The 15,503-nt window shown below is 69.3% G+C and carries 18 protein-coding genes; 6 read left to right on the forward strand and 12 right to left on the reverse strand.

All coding sequences use genetic code 11. The annotated features are described in order from the left end of the window. The first annotated feature begins 77 nt into the window (after positions 1–77). Positions 78–1,031, forward strand: a complete 954-nt coding sequence (locus tag AB7O82_RS13455; protein ID WP_428542937.1) for a tyrosine recombinase XerC — start codon at positions 78–80, stop codon at positions 1,029–1,031. A 415-nt stretch (positions 1,032–1,446) separates the two neighbouring features. Beyond that, on the forward strand, positions 1,447–2,223 hold the full coding sequence (locus AB7O82_RS13460) for an IclR family transcriptional regulator (RefSeq protein ID WP_428542940.1): 777 nt from the start codon (positions 1,447–1,449) through the stop codon (positions 2,221–2,223). Between the two features lie 51 nt (positions 2,224–2,274). Here the strand turns inward: AB7O82_RS13460 and AB7O82_RS13465 are convergent, their stop codons facing one another. Together AB7O82_RS13465 and AB7O82_RS13470 are read right to left on the reverse strand one after the other, a co-directional pair. Beyond that, positions 2,275–3,162: a dienelactone hydrolase family protein gene (locus tag AB7O82_RS13465; RefSeq protein WP_428542943.1), complete on the reverse strand. Its 888-nt coding sequence runs from the start codon at positions 3,160–3,162 to the stop codon at positions 2,275–2,277. A 26-nt stretch (positions 3,163–3,188) separates the two neighbouring features. Further along, positions 3,189–4,076, reverse strand: a complete 888-nt coding sequence (locus AB7O82_RS13470) for an EamA family transporter (RefSeq protein WP_428542946.1) — start codon at positions 4,074–4,076, stop codon at positions 3,189–3,191. A gap of 39 nt (positions 4,077–4,115) precedes the next feature. Here AB7O82_RS13470 and AB7O82_RS13475 point away from each other — a divergent pair, with 39 nt between their 5' ends. Then, the gene (locus AB7O82_RS13475; protein ID WP_428542949.1) at positions 4,116–4,973 is read left to right on the forward strand and encodes a branched-chain amino acid aminotransferase; all 858 of its coding nucleotides are present in this window, start codon (positions 4,116–4,118) and stop codon (positions 4,971–4,973) included. A gap of 16 nt (positions 4,974–4,989) precedes the next feature. Here the strand turns inward: AB7O82_RS13475 and AB7O82_RS13480 are convergent, their stop codons facing one another. From AB7O82_RS13480 to AB7O82_RS13490, 3 genes are read right to left on the reverse strand one after another with little or no spacing between them, the layout of a single operon-like run. Then, entirely contained in the window at positions 4,990–5,694 is a 705-nt protein-coding gene (locus AB7O82_RS13480) for a potassium channel family protein (protein WP_428542952.1), read from the reverse strand. Further along, a complete protein-coding gene (locus AB7O82_RS13485) occupies positions 5,685–5,840 on the reverse strand; it encodes a hypothetical protein (RefSeq protein ID WP_428542955.1) in 156 nt (51 codons plus the stop codon). Before AB7O82_RS13485 ends, AB7O82_RS13480 begins: the two co-directional genes overlap by 10 nt. A 16-nt stretch (positions 5,841–5,856) precedes the next feature. After that, positions 5,857–6,114, reverse strand: coding sequence for a hypothetical protein (locus AB7O82_RS13490; RefSeq protein ID WP_428542958.1), 258 nt, complete (start codon positions 6,112–6,114; stop codon positions 5,857–5,859). A gap of 125 nt (positions 6,115–6,239) precedes the next feature. Here AB7O82_RS13490 and AB7O82_RS13495 point away from each other — a divergent pair, with 125 nt between their 5' ends. After that, positions 6,240–6,449, forward strand: a complete 210-nt coding sequence (locus tag AB7O82_RS13495) for a bacteriocin (protein WP_428542961.1) — start codon at positions 6,240–6,242, stop codon at positions 6,447–6,449. 44 nt (positions 6,450–6,493) lie between these two features. Here AB7O82_RS13495 and AB7O82_RS13500 read toward each other — a convergent pair whose 3' ends face one another. Next, positions 6,494–7,522 (reverse strand): sterol desaturase family protein, encoded by a 1,029-nt coding sequence (locus AB7O82_RS13500; RefSeq protein WP_428542964.1) that lies wholly within the window; start codon positions 7,520–7,522, stop codon positions 6,494–6,496. Between the two features lie 84 nt (positions 7,523–7,606). On the opposite strand from AB7O82_RS13500, the gene AB7O82_RS13505 reads away from it, so the two are divergent. After that, positions 7,607–8,254, forward strand: a complete 648-nt coding sequence (locus AB7O82_RS13505; protein ID WP_428542967.1) for a TetR/AcrR family transcriptional regulator — start codon at positions 7,607–7,609, stop codon at positions 8,252–8,254. Here the strand turns inward: AB7O82_RS13505 and AB7O82_RS13510 are convergent. Then, positions 8,212–9,198 (reverse strand): SDR family NAD(P)-dependent oxidoreductase, encoded by a 987-nt coding sequence (locus AB7O82_RS13510; protein ID WP_428542970.1) that lies wholly within the window; start codon positions 9,196–9,198, stop codon positions 8,212–8,214. The genes AB7O82_RS13505 and AB7O82_RS13510 overlap by 43 nt on opposite strands. A 78-nt stretch (positions 9,199–9,276) precedes the next feature. Here AB7O82_RS13510 and AB7O82_RS13515 point away from each other — a divergent pair, with 78 nt between their 5' ends. After that, complete coding sequence (locus AB7O82_RS13515) at positions 9,277–9,789, forward strand: TetR/AcrR family transcriptional regulator (RefSeq protein ID WP_428542973.1); 513 nt, start codon at positions 9,277–9,279, stop codon at positions 9,787–9,789. 57 nt (positions 9,790–9,846) lie between these two features. Here the strand turns inward: AB7O82_RS13515 and AB7O82_RS13520 are convergent, their stop codons facing one another. The 5 genes from AB7O82_RS13520 to AB7O82_RS13540 form a co-directional block, all read right to left on the reverse strand. Continuing rightward, complete coding sequence (locus AB7O82_RS13520) at positions 9,847–10,347, reverse strand: MarR family winged helix-turn-helix transcriptional regulator (protein ID WP_428619574.1); 501 nt, start codon at positions 10,345–10,347, stop codon at positions 9,847–9,849. Beyond that, the gene (locus AB7O82_RS13525) at positions 10,344–11,504 is read right to left on the reverse strand and encodes an Acg family FMN-binding oxidoreductase (RefSeq protein ID WP_428542979.1); all 1,161 of its coding nucleotides are present in this window, start codon (positions 11,502–11,504) and stop codon (positions 10,344–10,346) included. Before AB7O82_RS13525 ends, AB7O82_RS13520 begins: the two co-directional genes overlap by 4 nt. A 276-nt stretch (positions 11,505–11,780) precedes the next feature. Further along, positions 11,781–14,021, reverse strand: a complete 2,241-nt coding sequence (locus tag AB7O82_RS13530; RefSeq protein ID WP_428542982.1) for a xanthine dehydrogenase family protein molybdopterin-binding subunit — start codon at positions 14,019–14,021, stop codon at positions 11,781–11,783. 8 nt (positions 14,022–14,029) lie between these two features. Continuing rightward, positions 14,030–14,689 (reverse strand): ureidoglycolate lyase, encoded by a 660-nt coding sequence (locus AB7O82_RS13535; protein ID WP_428542985.1) that lies wholly within the window; start codon positions 14,687–14,689, stop codon positions 14,030–14,032. Between the two features lie 42 nt (positions 14,690–14,731). Then, positions 14,732–15,499, reverse strand: a complete 768-nt coding sequence (locus AB7O82_RS13540) for a hypothetical protein (protein WP_428542988.1) — start codon at positions 15,497–15,499, stop codon at positions 14,732–14,734. Positions 15,500–15,503 lie beyond the last annotated feature (4 nt).

The following is a 15,503-nucleotide window of genomic DNA, read 5'->3' on the forward strand; positions in this document are numbered from 1 at the left end:
TTCCCCCTCCGGCAAAGGCGCTGTAAACAGCGCCGACGGGGACCACCTCCCCCGATTACGGGGGAGGGACACGAAAGATGTGTCCACTCCCCGTGAGCCCATCGCTCGACGCTGCGCGCGAGGCCTGGCGCGACTGGCTGAAGAGCGAACGCCGGCTGGCCGGCCACACCCTGATCGCCTACGAGCACGACGTGGCCTCGTTCGTGGGCTTCATGACGATCTATCTCGGTGCACCGCCGACCCTCGACGCGCTGGCAAAGCTGAAACCGGCCGAGTTCCGCGCCTGGCTGGCCGAGCGGGCGCGCGAGGGCATGGCGCGGACCTCGACGGCACGCGCCTTCTCCTCGGTGCGCTCCTTCTTCCGCTTCCTCGACAAGCGTGGTCTCGCCCACAACGCCAGCATCGCCGCCATCCAGACGCCCAAGCTGCCGCGCTCCGTACCCAAGGCGCTCTCCGAAGGCGACATGGAAGAAGTGCTCGACTCGGCCCCCGGGCAGGAGCGCGCCGCCTGGATCGACCTGCGCGACACCGCCGTTCTGCTGCTGCTCTACGGCGCTGGCCTGCGCATCGGCGAGGCGCTCGGCCTCACCAAGGCCACGGTCGAGGAGCTGCTGCGCGCCGGCCGCGATACGCTCAGCGTCACCGGCAAGGGCAACAAGACGCGCCTGGTGCCGCTGTTGCCGCAAGCGCTCGAGGCGCTGCGGGCCTATCGCAACGCCTGCCCCTTCATGGCCGCCCTCGCCCCGCGCGAGGCATTCTTTCTCGGCGCCCGCGGTGGCGCGCTCGACCCCGCCATCGTGCAGAAGCGCGTGCGCGAGATCCGCCACGGCCTCGGCCTGCCGGACAGCGTGACGCCGCACGCGCTGCGCCATTCCTTCGCCACCCACCTGTTGGGCGCCGGCGGCGACCTGCGCACCATCCAGGAGCTTCTCGGCCACGCCTCGCTGTCGACGACGCAGCGCTACACCGACGTCGACTCCGCCCGTCTCGCCGCCGTCTACCGCGCCGCCCATCCGCGCGCGAAGGGGTGAGGCAGCCGGTTCGGGCTCGAACCGGTCGCTCCCACCAACCCGCACCCTCACCGACAAAGTACGCGCATTAGTTGCGGTCGCGAGCGGCTTGATCTCCTGCGCGGCTAGTCGCCGCTGTTCCGTCGAGTCATGGCGAAATCCTCCTCTACAAATGCTGGGACGCGCCCTGCAGGAGACAGCCCCGCAGGCGTCAACTTGCAAAGGCACCTCCCCCTCAGAGGCACCCTGAGAGGCTGTGGCGCAAGCTTGGAAGGCTGCGGCGCAGGTCGCGCAACAGGGGCGCGGCACCGGGCGGACCTTGAATGCTGGCCGCGTCGACGTCCAACGAGCAGGAAGCCTTGTGTATCGGTGCCGCATACGGTGGGCGATGATGCCGCTGGCTGCTTTATTGAGAACTGTGTTGTATTTGGACAAAATGCCGGAACCCCGTCCGCCCCGTATCCGCGCCGTGCCCGCCGTCACGCGGGCCATCGCCATCCTGCGGTTGCTGAGCCGCAGCCGCGCGCCGCTCGCCCTGAAGGCGATCGCGGGATCGCTCGGTCTGGTGCCCAGCACGGCCCTGCACATCCTGCGGGCGCTCCTCGCCGAGGGGCTGGTGCGCGTCGATCCTCTCACCAAGCAGTACGGCCTGGGCGTCGGCATGCTGCCGCTCGCCCGCGCCGTGCTGGAGAACAGCGACTTCCCGAGCCTAGTGCAGGCGAGCCTCGACGACCTGTCGGGTCGCTACGGCGTCACCGCGATCGGCGTCGAGCTGCCCGACCTCGATCACATGGTCGTGGTCGCGCTGGCGCGGGCGCAGGCTCCGGTGCGCCTGCATGTCGATGTCGGCAGCCGCTTCCCTGCCCTGATCAGCGCGACCGGCCGATGCCTCGTCGCGTTCAGCGACCATCCTCCGGCTGAGATCGAGAAGCGGTTCCGCCGGCTGCGCTGGAACAAGGCGCCGAGCTATGCCGACTGGCGCCGCGAGGTCGAGCAGACGCGCCGCCAGGGCTTCAGCATCGACCGCGGCAACTACATTGCCGGCGTGACGATCGTCGCCGTACCTGTGCTGAACCGCCGCGGCACCATCTCGCACACGCTGGTCGCGGTCGGCCTCGGGAACCAGCTCGACCGCGCGACCTCGCTCAAGCTCGCCCGCGACATGAAGAGCGCTGCGCAGGACGTGTCGGTCCAGTTGTCGGCGCTACCGTAAAGGACACGTCCCAATTGCTTGCCTCCTCCGTAGTCGGGGGAGGAACATGGATCACCGCGCGAACACCTTCGCGAGGAACGCCTTGACGTCGCCGACGAAGGCCTTCCACGCCGTCTCGTTGGCACCGTAGTGCGCGCCGCAGCAGCCGCCCGGCTTGCTGCGGTTGCCGACGCCGCCGAGATAGCGCACCGGCAGGCCGAGCGCATCGAAGCTGTGATGCGCGCCTTCGTAGGTTCGCGTCTCCACCAGGTCGCGGCCCTGCACGATGCGTTCGACTACCGCCTTGCATTGCGACACCGGCGTCCAGTCGTCGAGCGCCGCCAGGGCAAACAGGGTCGGCTGACGTACGGCGAGGCGCGGCCCCAGCGCATCGGCCAGCGCGCAGTCGGGATAGACCAGGATGGCGGCGCGCGCCGCGGAGGAAGCCGCGTCGGGCCGGGCCGACGGTCTTGAGGTGTCGGCTGGCGCCGGCGGTTTCGAGGTGTCGGCTTGCGCCGACAGGGCCCGCAGCATCGCGACACCGCCGCCGTAGGAATAGCCCATGAAGGCAAGCCGGCCGGGATCGACGTAGCTCTGCCTGCCGAGCCAAGTCAGCGTCGCATCGATGTCGTGCGCGCGCGCCTCGGCGTCGGCCTGGGTCGGCCAGTTGCGGCCGCACACATCCTTGAGACCGCGGGCGGAAAAGCTGTCGACGACAAGCGCGGCATAGCCCCACGACGCGAGAAGCCCCGCCATGCGTGCCGTGTTCTGGCCTGGCCCGCCGCAGCCGTGGAAGATCGCGACCGCGGGCACAGTGCCGGCCACCTTGGCGGGACGGAAGAGCTGCGCTGCAAGCTGCAGCGTGCGGCCGTTCTGGGTCACCGGCACGCGCACGTTCTGCTGCGCCGCCGCCGGCACGGCCGCGAGCAGGAGAAGCAGACCCAGAACGCGCTTCAGCATCCCCTCATCCAACACAGCCGACACGGCTATTGCAACAGCAGGAGCAGGATGACTCCGGCGACGCTCGTCAGCACGCCGAGCAGGCCGACGATGTGCAGCCGCTCCTCGCGCAGCAGCAGGTAGCTCAGCGCGACGGCGATCAGGGGAAACACCGCGACCAGCGGCGCCACCACGGTGATCGAGCCGAGGCCGAGCGCGGCGTAGAGCAGGAAGGTCGCCGTGCCGTTGCTCGCCCCCACCGCGAGGAACCACAGCAGGCCGCGGCGATCGGCCGGGCCGGCGCTGAGTGCGCGGCGGCCGATCAGCGACACGATCACCAGAGTAGAGAACGAATAGCCGATGGCCGCGGCCGCGAGCGGCTCGGGCCACAGGCCGAGCCCCGTCTTGATTGCCGGCTGGATCGAGCCGCGCACCAGGGCGGCGGCGAGCGGCAGACCCAGCACCCAGACCGGCCATTGCCGCCGGCCGGTGCCGCCGCGCAGCGCCATCAGCGCCACGCCGCCCACCACCAGGACCAGGGCGAGCGCCTGTCCCGGCCCGATCCGCTCGCCGAGAAACAGCACCGCCCCCAGCACGGCGAAGAGGGGCGTGACGTTGCCGGCGGCGCCGGCGATGGCCGGGCCCAGCCGCTCGTTGGACCGCACCGACAGGATCGAGACAACTACCGGGAAGATGCAGCCGACGCCGGCGAAGATCGCGGCCGCCCGCAAGTCGAAGCCGCGCCAGTCGACGAAGGCCAGCGCCGGCGGCCACGCCATCACCATTGAGCCGCCGATCGTGTAGAGCGGCGAGCGCCATGACGGCACGGTGCGCAGGCCGTACTGTGTCAGGATCAGCGCCAGGGCGAAGCAGAATGCCGCACCCAGCGCCAGCAGGGGCGCCAGGCTGGACGGCGGGATGGCCGTGCCGCTCACCGTCTGCTATGTCCGCCGGCTTTCGTGGCGGAGAGGAACATGGATACGCTCACCTACTGGAACGGCACGTGGCACGAGGGCAACCCCGCGATCCTGGGCCCGCGCGATCACGCCTTCTGGCTGGGCTCGATCGTATTCGACGGCGGCCGCGCCTTCGAGGGCTGCGGGCCCGATCTCGACCTCCATGCGGAACGCGTGGTGCGCTCGGCGCGCGCGCTGGGCCTCGAGCCGAGCAAGACGGCGGAGGAGATCCTCGCGCTGATGCACGAGGCCATCCGCCGCTTCGGCCCCAAGGCCGAGCTCTACGTCCGGCCGATGTTCTGGGCCGGCAAGGGCGGCGCCGGGCCGATCTCGGTCGACCCCGATTCGACCCAGTTCCTGCTCTGCGTCTACCATTCGCCGATGCGCGCGGGCACGCCGCTGACGCTCGGCCTCTGCCGCTCCATCCGCCGGCCGACGCCGGAGAGCGCGCCGACCGCCGCCAAGGCGAGCTGCCTCTATCCCAACTCCTCGCGCGGCGTCGCCGAGATGATGAAGCGCGGCTTCCAGAACGGCGTCGTGCTCGATGCCAACGGCAACGTCGCCGAGACCTGCAGCTCCAACATCTTCATCGCCCGCGGCGGCGTGGTCGCCACGCCGGTGCCCAACGGCACCTTCCTGGCCGGCATCACGCGCTATCGCACGGTGGAGCTGCTGCGCAATGCCGGCATCACCGTCGAGGAGCGCACCGTGACCACGAACGAGCTCGACGGCGCCGACGAGATCTTCACCACCGGCAACGCCGGCAAGGTCCAGCCGGTCAGCCGCTACGAGGGCCGCGACCTGCAGCCCGGCCCGATCGCGCGCCAGGCGCACGAGCTCTACATGGCCTGGTCGCGCACCCAGCGCGTGATCTGACGGAGTCCCTTCCGCTTCACTTCTTGCCAAGGCCGGAGCCGCTGTAGAGGTTCGCGAGGCGCGCGATCAGGAAGGCGACGTACATCACGCCCAGCACCTGCTCGAGCACGATCAGGCTGCGCGTGAGACCGGTCGCCGGCGTGATCTCGCCGAACCCGGTGGAGGTGAGAACGGTGAAGGAGAAGTACATCATGTCGGACCAGCGCAGGTGTCCGTAGGGTCCCTTCTCGATCGCGTAGCTGAAGGCGTTCGCGTCGAACAGCTCGATGAAGTTGAACAGGCTGGCGAAGGTGAAGGCGATCAGCACATAGGCCGAGACGGCCCCGAATACCTTGTCGGTGGTAATCGGATGCCAGTCGAGCACGTAACGCAGCAGCGCTAGCGTGACGACCGCCATGAAGAGGGCGGTCGAGCCGAAGACGACCGGGCGCAGCCAGTGCTCTCCCATCTGCTCGACCGCAATCGCCTGAACGGCGAACAGCGCCAGCACGCCGACCGCCCACAGCGTCATGCGACGCACGCGCAGCGCCCACACCGCCAGCAGCAGGACGGCCATCGTGCCGATGCCGACGAACCCGCCGGCGAGCGGCGTGCCGCTGAGCAGTGGGGCAGCCACGATGATGACGCAGAGCATCGCCAGCAGGGCGCTGCAGCGATTGCGACGCAGGTAGGCGACCCTCCGAAGCAGCGGACGCGGAAACCGGCTGCTGGCTACGTCCATTGGGCAAGCTCGGCCGTGATTCCCGCCAGCCCTTCGAGAAACATCACCACCGCCGTGTCCTGCGCGGAGTCCGGCATCGCCAAGAAGCGCCGCGCCGCCGCAAGGTCGGTGACCGCCGTCGTTTCGTGTTCGAGAAGTTTCAGCACGGTCGACAGTCCGCGATCAGCGCCCGAACAGGACACCCATCGCCGCCGCGACGCCCAGCCCGATCAGGACCAGGACGACGAAGGCGCCGACCGCGATCAGGCCGCGCCGCAGATGGTGCCGGCTGGCGTCGATCAGATGGGCATGGCCGGCCGCCTGAGCCCGGCCATGGTTGATCTTGAAATGGACGAGATGCCAGCCCGCGCCGATGAGGGCGCCGAGACCCAGGATCCAGAAGGGGGCGAACAGTAGCCAGATTTCGATGTCGTTGCTCATGCCGGCGGAGTGTCCCGTTCCGCCGCCGCAGAAGCAACCCTCGGGTCACAACTTGGTCACCATCGTTCCGGGCGCCCGCTCCGTATCTTAGGGGTTAAGCAACTGACCTAGGGGACCCCCTCACCATGGCCAAGTACGTCACCCTCGCCCTGATCCTGCTCGGCACCGCCGCCTGCGGCGATACCTGGGGCCAGCGCGCCGTCACAGGCGGCGGCATCGGCGCCGGCTCGGGCGCCTTGATCGGCGCCCTGACGCCGATCGGCCTCCTGCCGGGCGCCCTGGTCGGCGGCGCCGTCGGCGCCGGCGTCGGCGCGGCCACGGCGCCGAGGTATTAGACGTTGGGCGTTCGAGGAGTCTCTCTCATGCTCCTCTCCCCCGCTTAGAGGGAGAGGCTGGGTGAGGGGGTTACAGGCGATCTCACATCCTTCGAGGCCTCCACCTGACCTCTCCCCCTGGCGGGCCCTGGCGGGGGAGAGGAACATGAAAGGCGGATTCCCATCATCGCCGGCTCTGCTGCCGGCGCATTGGCAAGCCCGGCGCGACGGCGCAGTTCGGCGCTGGTGAGGCCGGCGCCGTCGGGACGCCAGCCGGGCGGGCCGAATAGGTACATGCACACGTCGCGCAAGGAGCGCGCCGAACGCAGGTCCTTGAGCAGACCGAGCCACGGCATGACGTTGAGGGCGATCGGGTTGCGCGAGGAGACCTCGGGCGCGACCAGCCCGAAATCGCACGGCACGTCCTTGCGCTCCACGACATAGGTGCCGAACAGGCGGTCGAACACGATCAGCACGCCGCCGAAATTGGCGTCGAGATACTCGGGATTGCGGGCGTGGTGGACGCGATGGCTCGATGGCGTGTTGAGCACGTGCTCGAGCCAACCCAGCCTGGGGATCCAGTCGGCGTGCAGCCAAAACTGGTAGAGCAGGTTCAGGAACAGGGCCGCCAGCACTTCGGTCGGCGTGAAGCCCAGCAGCACCAGCGGTGTGAAGAAGAGCGACGTGCCGGTGAAGCGGCCGAACCAGCCCAGGCGGTAGGCGGCCGACAGGTTGAGCTGGTTGGGCGAGTGGTGCACCGAATGCGCCGCCCAGAACCAGCGCACGGTGTGCGCGGCGCGGTGATACCAGTAGTAGAAGAACTCCAGCCCGACGAAGAGCAGCAGCACCGACCAGATGCTGTCGAGCGACTGGGTGAACAGGCGATGCTGCCAGACCCAGTCGAGCCAGGGCGCGGCCAGGGCGTAGGGAATGAAGCCCAGCACGCGGCGACCGGCGAGGTCGGCCATCGAGCATGCCGATGACCGCCAGTCGTACGGCTCGGCTCGCTTTCGCGCGAGCCAGACGCCCTCGATGACGGCGGCGCCGAGCACCATCGGCAGCAGGGTCAGATAGAGGATGGCGAGATCTTCCACGGCAGGACTCCCGGTGGTTGGCCCAGGCTAATATATGAGCGATGCTCAGGTTTACTTACTCGCCTTCCCGAACGCCGGATCGCCATGGCAATCAAACGCCAACTCCCTGAAATAAAACGCCGAATTCCGCGCCAGGCGCGCGCGGCCGAGACCGTGGCGGCGATCCTCGAGGCGGCGGCTCAGATTCTGGAGGCCGGCGGCCTCGCCGCCTTCACCACCAACGCGGTGGCAGAGCGCGCCGGAGTGAGCATCGGCACGCTCTACCAGTACTTCGTCGACAAGAACGCGCTTCTGCTGGCGCTTGCCCGCCAGGAGATGAGCGCGGCGCTGATCGAGGTCGGCCGCGCCCTGTCCGGCGCCGGCGACCCCGCGCCCGAGAGTCGCGTGCGCGCCATGGTACGGGCCATGGTGCACGCCTTCCGCGGCCGCTCGCGGGCCCGCAAGGCGGTGGTGCAGGCCATCCTCGCGCAAGGGCTCGGCTTCGAGATGATCGGCCCGATCAACAGCTTCATCGCCAACATCGGCTCGGTAATCGGTCCGGATGCGACGCGACTGCCGCCGCTCGCACGCGAGCAGGTGTTCGTGCTGTCGCGCGCCCTGCTGGGCGCCATCCGCGCCGCCGTGATGGAAGAGCAGCCATTCCTGCAAAGCCGAGCCTTCGAGGACGAGCTGGTGCGCCTGGTGATGTCCTACATCGAATCGATCGCGCGCGACGCCGGACGACCCTTGTGAGCGGCACGCCGGGCGAAATCGGCGACCTCGTCCTGCCAGTCGAAGCGATGCGAATCGGCCGAGCTCGGAATCTCGGTGAGCGTGAAGTCGAGATGCCGGCCGGTCGCACCGGCAAAAGCGCGCCCGGTGAGCAGCAGCGCCAGGGCCGACGCCGAGCGCAGCGGCGTGCTGGCCCCCGGCATGACCGACGCGAACAGCGGCAGCAGGGCGGACCAGCCGAAGCGCTCGACGGCCGACCGCTCGCGGGCCAAGCCGGTACCAGCCATCAGTCCGGGATCGAAGGCGAAATAGCGTGGACCGTCCGCCTCCTCGCGTCGCGCCAGGGCATAGACGTGCAGGATGGCGACGAGCTTGGAGGTGGCATAGCGGTCCATTCCCTGCTGCTTGACTGACGCCGCCTCGTCGAGCTTTCCCTGCGCCACGCGCGTGATGTCGGGAAACAGGCCGCCGCGAAAGCCGAAGCGGCGCGCCGCGGGGTGCGCCGGATCGTGCGTGCCGCTGGCGGTGAAGACCACGGGCGCCGCCGGTGCCAGCATGGGTCTCAGCCATTCGATCAGAGTGGCGTGCGACAGCCAGTTGGCCTGGAAGGTCTCCTCGTATCCGTCTCCGGTCACCCGGCGCGGTCCGACGACCTGGACGCCCGCATTCGCGGCAAGCGAGGCGAGCCGGCGATCGATCAGGCGCACGGAGACGGCGTCGGCAAATGACGCGGTCGAGGCGAGCGAGCAGAGGTCGAGCGGCAAGATGGTGAGCCGGTCTTCCCGCGCCAAGCTGCGCAAGGCGTGCGCGGCGGCGGGGTGCCGGGCACCCACGATCAGGCTGCTCCGTGGCTGGGCCAAGAGCTGGCGGGCCAGCTCGAGGCCGATTCCCGAGGTGGCGCCGGTGAGAAGATGGATTGGCGAGGAGAGCGGCGAGGCGAATGGCGAGGTGACAGGCGAGGACATGGATTTTGACTCCGGCGGCAACCCGTCGAAGATGGGAGCGCCCTCCCCTCACCGTCCATTCGCATCGCAGGCTCGCCCGTGCCGACCGCCCTGAAACCGCGCAAGAAGCCCACGCAGGAGCGTTCCACCGCCACGGTCGACGCGATCATCGAGGCAGCGATTCGCATTTTGCGGCGCGACGGCTGGGCCGGCCTGACCACGACCCGGGTCGCCGAGGTGGCCGGCGTCTCGGTCGGCTCGCTCTACCAGTACTTCCCCAACCGCGCGGCGATCGCTGTCGAGATCGTGCGCCGCCGCACCCGCCAGTTCCTGACGGCGGTCCTGGCTGCCGATCTTTCGGGCGCCGACGACTTCGAAGCCGTGGCGCAGATCGCCATGGCCGTGTTCATCGAGGAGAAGCGGCGCGAGCTCGCCATGACCCTGGCGCTGCGCGACAACCTCGCCGCGATGCAGGGCCGCCAGGCCATTCTCGAAGAGGCGCGGGCCTTCGTTCCCGCCCTGCAGGCCAAGCTCGCGGCCGCTGTCGGCGTCGCACCCGCGCCGGCACAACTCGCCGTCGCTCTTGCTGCCGTCGAATCTGGGAGATCCTGAGCCAGGATGAAGCCGCGCTCGACCGGCCCGAGACGGTCTCGGCGCTGGCGCGGCTCTTCACGTCGCTTGCCGGTCCCGAGGTTCCTGCGTCGGGTCGCGATCGCGGTCGAACCACACCTTCAGGCGATCGAGCAGCTTGAACAGGGTCTGCTGATCGCGCGCCGACCAGTCGGCGAAGGCGCGTGACAGGCTCGGCATGAGGGCAGCAATCGCCGCGCGATGCCTGGCCTTGCCCGCGGCGGTCAGCACCAACAGCTTCGAGCGGCCGTCGCGGCCATTGGCGCGTTCGCCCAGCCAGCCCTTGTCGACCAGCTTCTGTACGGTCTTGGTCACGCCGGGCTGCGGCTGCTGCAGGGCGCGCGCGATGTCGGTCACCGTGCGCGCCTGGTCGGGGCGATGGCTGAAGTGATTGAGCAGCACGAACTGAGGCAGGCCGAGGTCGAGCGGCTTCAGCAGGCGGTTGGCCTCGGTCGACGTCAGCTGGTCGAGGATGCCGATCCAGTTGACGATGCGGAAGGCAAGCGGCGGGGCTGGCCCATCTTTCTCGGGATCGGTCACGCTCGCACGAAGCTCTCGATCGGCCGCCGCGGCGACGGCCCGGGATCGCCAGCATAGCCCAGGCGGAAGAACATCTGCAGCGTCTCGCCAGGTGCCGCGCCAATCTGGGCCGTTCCGGTCTCCCGCTTCATCGCCGCCTGCAACTCGGCCATCTCGGGATATTCCTGCAGGGTCTGGCTGTGGGGCTGCAGGCCAACGCCGAGTCTCGTCGCGGCAAGCTGCAGGCGGACGAAGGCGCGGCCGGCGGCGATTTGGGTGGGGCGCGCATTGTCCGCCGTCGACAGCCAGCCGAAGGCGCGTGCGCTGGCATAGCCGGCGAGCGTGTAGTCGCGGCCGCCGTTCCAGGCGACCGTGCCGGGCGTCTGGGCGTTCTCCTTCGTCATCAGGCCCGCCTGCCGCAGCACCCAGATCATCGGCCCGGTGAGCGAGATGCCGTCGCGATGCGCGGCGATCGCGCCGGCGCCGATGCGGACGACGTCGATGCTCTCCTTGTGCGTGCGCGGCAGGTTCATCTCGAGTTCGCTGCCGGCAATCGCCAGCGCGCGCAGGCGGTCGACATGCGCGGGCTCGTCGACGATCGACAGCCGGGCCGCGCCGGGCTCGAAGCCCACGCGCAAGGCCTCCTTGTGCGCCGGGTCGAGCGGGCGGTCGTCGAAGGCGTGCTTCGCGGTCCGGCGGCGCGGCACCTCCTCGAACAGCGGCTCGGGCGTGATCCCGACCGACCGGACGAAGCGGATCAGCGCGACCGGCCGATCGAGCCGCCATTCGCCGGCGGGGAACAGCGTCGTTTCGATGCGCCAGCCTTCGGCGGCGGCGGCCATGGAAAGAATCTCCAGGAAGCAGCCATGCCCGATCAGGATCTGCCGCGACAGCGGGTCGGTCTGTGGCAGCAGCCGCTCGCCGTCGACGAACAGGCGGATGGTGTCGGGCTCGGCCAGATCAACCGACCAGGATTGGAGATTGTGCGGATTGGGGGCCAGCAGCGCCCAGGCGAGCGCGCGGCGGCGCGGATCGCTCTCCCCGGCCGCCGGCCCGCGCCATCCCTCGATCGCTTCGGCCGGCATGGCATCGAGCCGTGACGCGGCCATCGCCGCCCCCCCTGCGACGATGACTCCGCCGCCCAGCACCCTCAGGAACGTCTTCCGTGACATCGGCATCGTCGACCTCCGAATCATTCCATGGAATGTATATATATTCCATGGAATGTTCGAACGCAAGCCTCCTTTTCCGCCCCAGCGTCATCGCTGGGAGGTGTCGGCGTCTTCGCTGACCTGCCTTCACCGAGGCGAAGCCGCTTCGGCTTCGCGCAGGCAGGCGGAGGGGTCATGACTCTTCCGGACCGCGGGCGGGACGCCCGCAGTCCGCTTGAACCATGACGCCTCCCTCTCCGTATGACGGCGACACCTCGCCAGCTGAGCTGGAAAAGAATGATTCTATCGGCGCTGCGCCGCCTGGATCGCCTGCCAGACTCTTTCCGGCGTGGCCGGCATGTCGATGTGGGTGACGCCGAGATCAGCCAGGGCGTCGACGACGGCATTGACGATTACGCCCAGCGCCGGGGTGATGCCGCCCTCGCCGCCGCCGCGGAAGCCCAGCGGATGGTTGCTCGACGGCACTTCGCTCAGCGCCGTCCTGAACATCGGGAAGTCGTCGGCACGCGGCATGGCGTAATCCATGAAGCTCGCCGACAGCAGCTCGCCCTGCGGATCGTAGACGCAGCGTTCCATCAGGGCCTGGCCCGCGCCCTGCGCGATGCCGCCGTGGGTCTGGCCATGCAGGATCAGCGGATTGACCGCGCGGCCGACATCGTCGATCGCGGTGTATCGCACGATCTGCACGGCGCCGGTCTCGTGGTCGACCTCGACTTCGCAGACATGCCAGCCATAGGGATAGGAGCCGACGCGGCTGTCGACCTCGGCCTGGTCGGCGATCGGCCCGCGCTCGGCCGCCAGCTCGAACAGGCCGATGCCGCGGTCGGTCCCTTCGATGGCGAAGCGGCCGGCCTGGAACATGATGTCGGTTTCGGCCGCCTCGAGCGCCTCGGCGGCGAGCTTGCGCCCCTTGGCGACGATGCCGAGCGAAGCCTGGCGGATGGTGGTCGCGGCAAGCCTGAGCGAGCGCCCGGAATGCGAGCCGCTGCCGACGCTCACGCGGTCGCTGTCGTCGGTCACCAGGCGGACGCGCTCCGGCACCACGCCCAGCCACTCGCTGGCGAGCTGGGCGAAGCTGGTGGCATGACCCTGCCCGGTCGACAGCGTGCCGATCACGATCTCGACCATGCCGCCGCTCTCCCCGAGCACGGCGACCTCGGCGCGCTCGACGGGCGCGCCGCTCTGCGATTCGACATAGCCGCCGAGGCCGATGCCGCGGCTGAGGCCGCGCGCCGTGCTGTCGGCCTTGCGCGCGGAGAAGCCCTGCCAGTCGGCGAGCTCCAGCACGGCATCGAAGGTGCCGAGGTAGTCGCCGGTATCGTAGGTGATGCCGAACGGATTGGTGTAGGGCGCGGCCGTCACCAGGTTGCGCCGCCGGAGCGCGATGCGGTCGAAGCCGTGCGTGCGCGCCGCCAGGTCGATCAGCCGCTCGATCACGAACATCACCTCGGGCCGGCCGGCACTGCGGTAGGGCGCGGTCGACGGGGTGTTGCTGAGCCTCCCGCGCGCCTGCGCCACCGCCGGCATGCGGTAAAGGCTGGTCATCAGCTGCGTGCCCTTGGTCAGCGGCACGAAGGAGGCGGTGTAGGCGCCGAGATTGCTGACGCTGGCCGCGCGCAGGCCGACGAAGCCGCCGTCGGCATCGAGCGCCAATTCCGAGACGATGTGGAAGTCGCGGCCGGCATAATCGCTGAGGAAGGCCTCGTGCCGGTCGCCGATCCATTTCACGGGCCGCCCGACCCGGCGCGCCGCCCAGCACACCAGGGCGAACTCGGGGAAGAAATAGTTGCGGGTGCCGAAATTGCCGCCGATGTCGCGCGCGATGACGCGCACCTTTTCGGGATCGATGCCGAGGATGATGGCAAGCTCGCGCTTGGGCCGCACGATCGCGCCTACGCCGGCGCGCAGCGTGTAGCGGCCGGTTTCTACGTCGTAATCCCCCAATGCGGTGCGCGGCTCCATCGGCACGCCGGTGACCCGCGGAATCATGGTGTCGAGCTTCACCGTGTGTCGGGCCCGCGCGAAGCCCGCCTCGGCGCCCTTGATGTCTCCCACCAGGGCATCGACCGCCGTCTCGTCGAGCGGCGGCAGCTCGTCGTACGCGACCTGCACCGCCTCGGCGGCGTCGCGCGCGGCGCCGAGCGACTGGGCGACGACGAACGCCACCGGCTCGCCGACGAAGCGCACCGTCTCGACGGCGAGGACGTGCGGCCGCACGATGCGGAGCGGCGTGCCGTCGACATTGGCGAGCTTGATGTCGGGCGGGCTCGACGCCATCGGCGCGAGCGGGATGGGCTGCAGCCCGTCGGCCAGAAGGTCGGCGCCGGTCAGCACGGCCAGCACGCCGGGCATCGCCTTCGCTGGCGCGGCATCGATGCCGACGATGCGGGCATGGGCGAGCGGCGAGCGCACGACGCAGCCATAAGCCTGGCCCAGCAACCGGAAATCGTCACTGTAGCAGCCCTGCCCGGTGAGCAGCCGCGAATCCTCGAGCCGGGGCAGCGCGATGCCGATGCCGCTCATCGGCGCGACTACAGGACGTGCGGCAGCGGCACTGCCAGCAGCACGCCATGCTCCTGCGCGAGATCGCAGCTCACCCGCGCATGGACCTTGCCCTGCTTGTCGAAGAAGCGGCCGGTAGCGTTCACCGGAAACACGCCCTCGTGCCAGATGCCGGGATGGATGTAGATGCCGACGCTGCCATCGGACCAGAAGCCCACGAACGACTCGGGCCTGAGATCGTCGCCCGGCAATGCCGCCGGCACGACGAACGGCTGGCCGTCGATTGGCCAGAAGAGCTGGCCGCCGTCGGGATGATAGTTGCAATGCCAGAGCAGGACGCGGCCCTCGCCGAGCGCCGCGCCCGCCCGCTTCGCCAGATCGGGCGGCTCGCGAAAGCCGATCACGTAATGGCCGCCGACAGCCTCGTTGCGGCCGAGCAGCTCGTTGCCGCGCCATGCGCAGGAAAAGATGCCCTCGGTCGTGCCGCCCTCGACGCCGGTGCCGGCATCGAGCCGGCGCCAGCCGCTCAACGGCCACGGAACGATCTCGACGCGGTGCGCCTTGGGATCGCGGACGATCTCGCCGTAGCCTGCGAGGGACTCGGGCGTCGCCCGCACGAGCGGCACGTCGACCAGCCGCACGCCGGTGGGGATCGACGGATTGAGATAGTCGATGACGACCTGGTCCATTGCCGGAGCATGCATGAGCCGCAACAGCGCGGCAATCGGCCGTCAAGCCAGTGGAATCGTCTCCACCGTGCTGGGACCGAGTACCAGGTCATCCGTCGCGCCCAACAGCCACAGGGCATCGAGCTGGAGCCGAAGAATTGGCCGGTCCCACCAGCGTGCAATGAGGTCCGAGAGGATTGCCGCCTCGGCCGCATCGAGATCGTCGACCAGATTGTAGACGCCGACCACGTAGAGCAGGGTTTCGCGTCGACCTAGCACCTGCTGAATGCGACGGAACATGTTCATGCCGTCGCGCTTCTCCGGATAGACGCGAAGATACAGCCGGCCGCAATTGACGTTGCCGGAGAAGAGGCCGCGCAGCTCCGCCGAAATCGGCCCAAGGGCGCGCAAGGCATCGCGCTGTTTTCTGTCGAGCGAGGGCGGTTCGCCGACCGACAGCGAGCCGCAGATCGTGGCGTGCAGCTTGTGACGTCGCAGCTCGACGATGTCCCACGCGATCTTCGGCGCGAGTACGGACGCCTTGAGCTCGGCTTCGAGCGCACCATAGGCCTCGGACCGCCGAAGCGGCTGGTCTGCGACCGGCATCCCCAGGGAATAGACCCGTTCATGCCGGCCGCGGCGATAGTACCTGCCTTCGCGGAAGGCAATCACGCGGGGATGGTCGGGGGCCACCAGCGGCAGGTGGGCCAGGCGATAGGACTCGTCCAGCGCCAGCCCCCGGCCTCGCTCGAAGGGCGTCCGGCTCGCCAAGTAGTCGAGCTCGTGATCGGCGCAGAGAGTCGTCCAGCTGTCGCGCGTCGACGACTCCAAGGCG

Origin of the sequence: Reyranella sp. (genome assembly GCF_050185545.1) — a bacterium.
Classification (GTDB): Bacteria; Pseudomonadota; Alphaproteobacteria; order Reyranellales; family Reyranellaceae; genus Reyranella.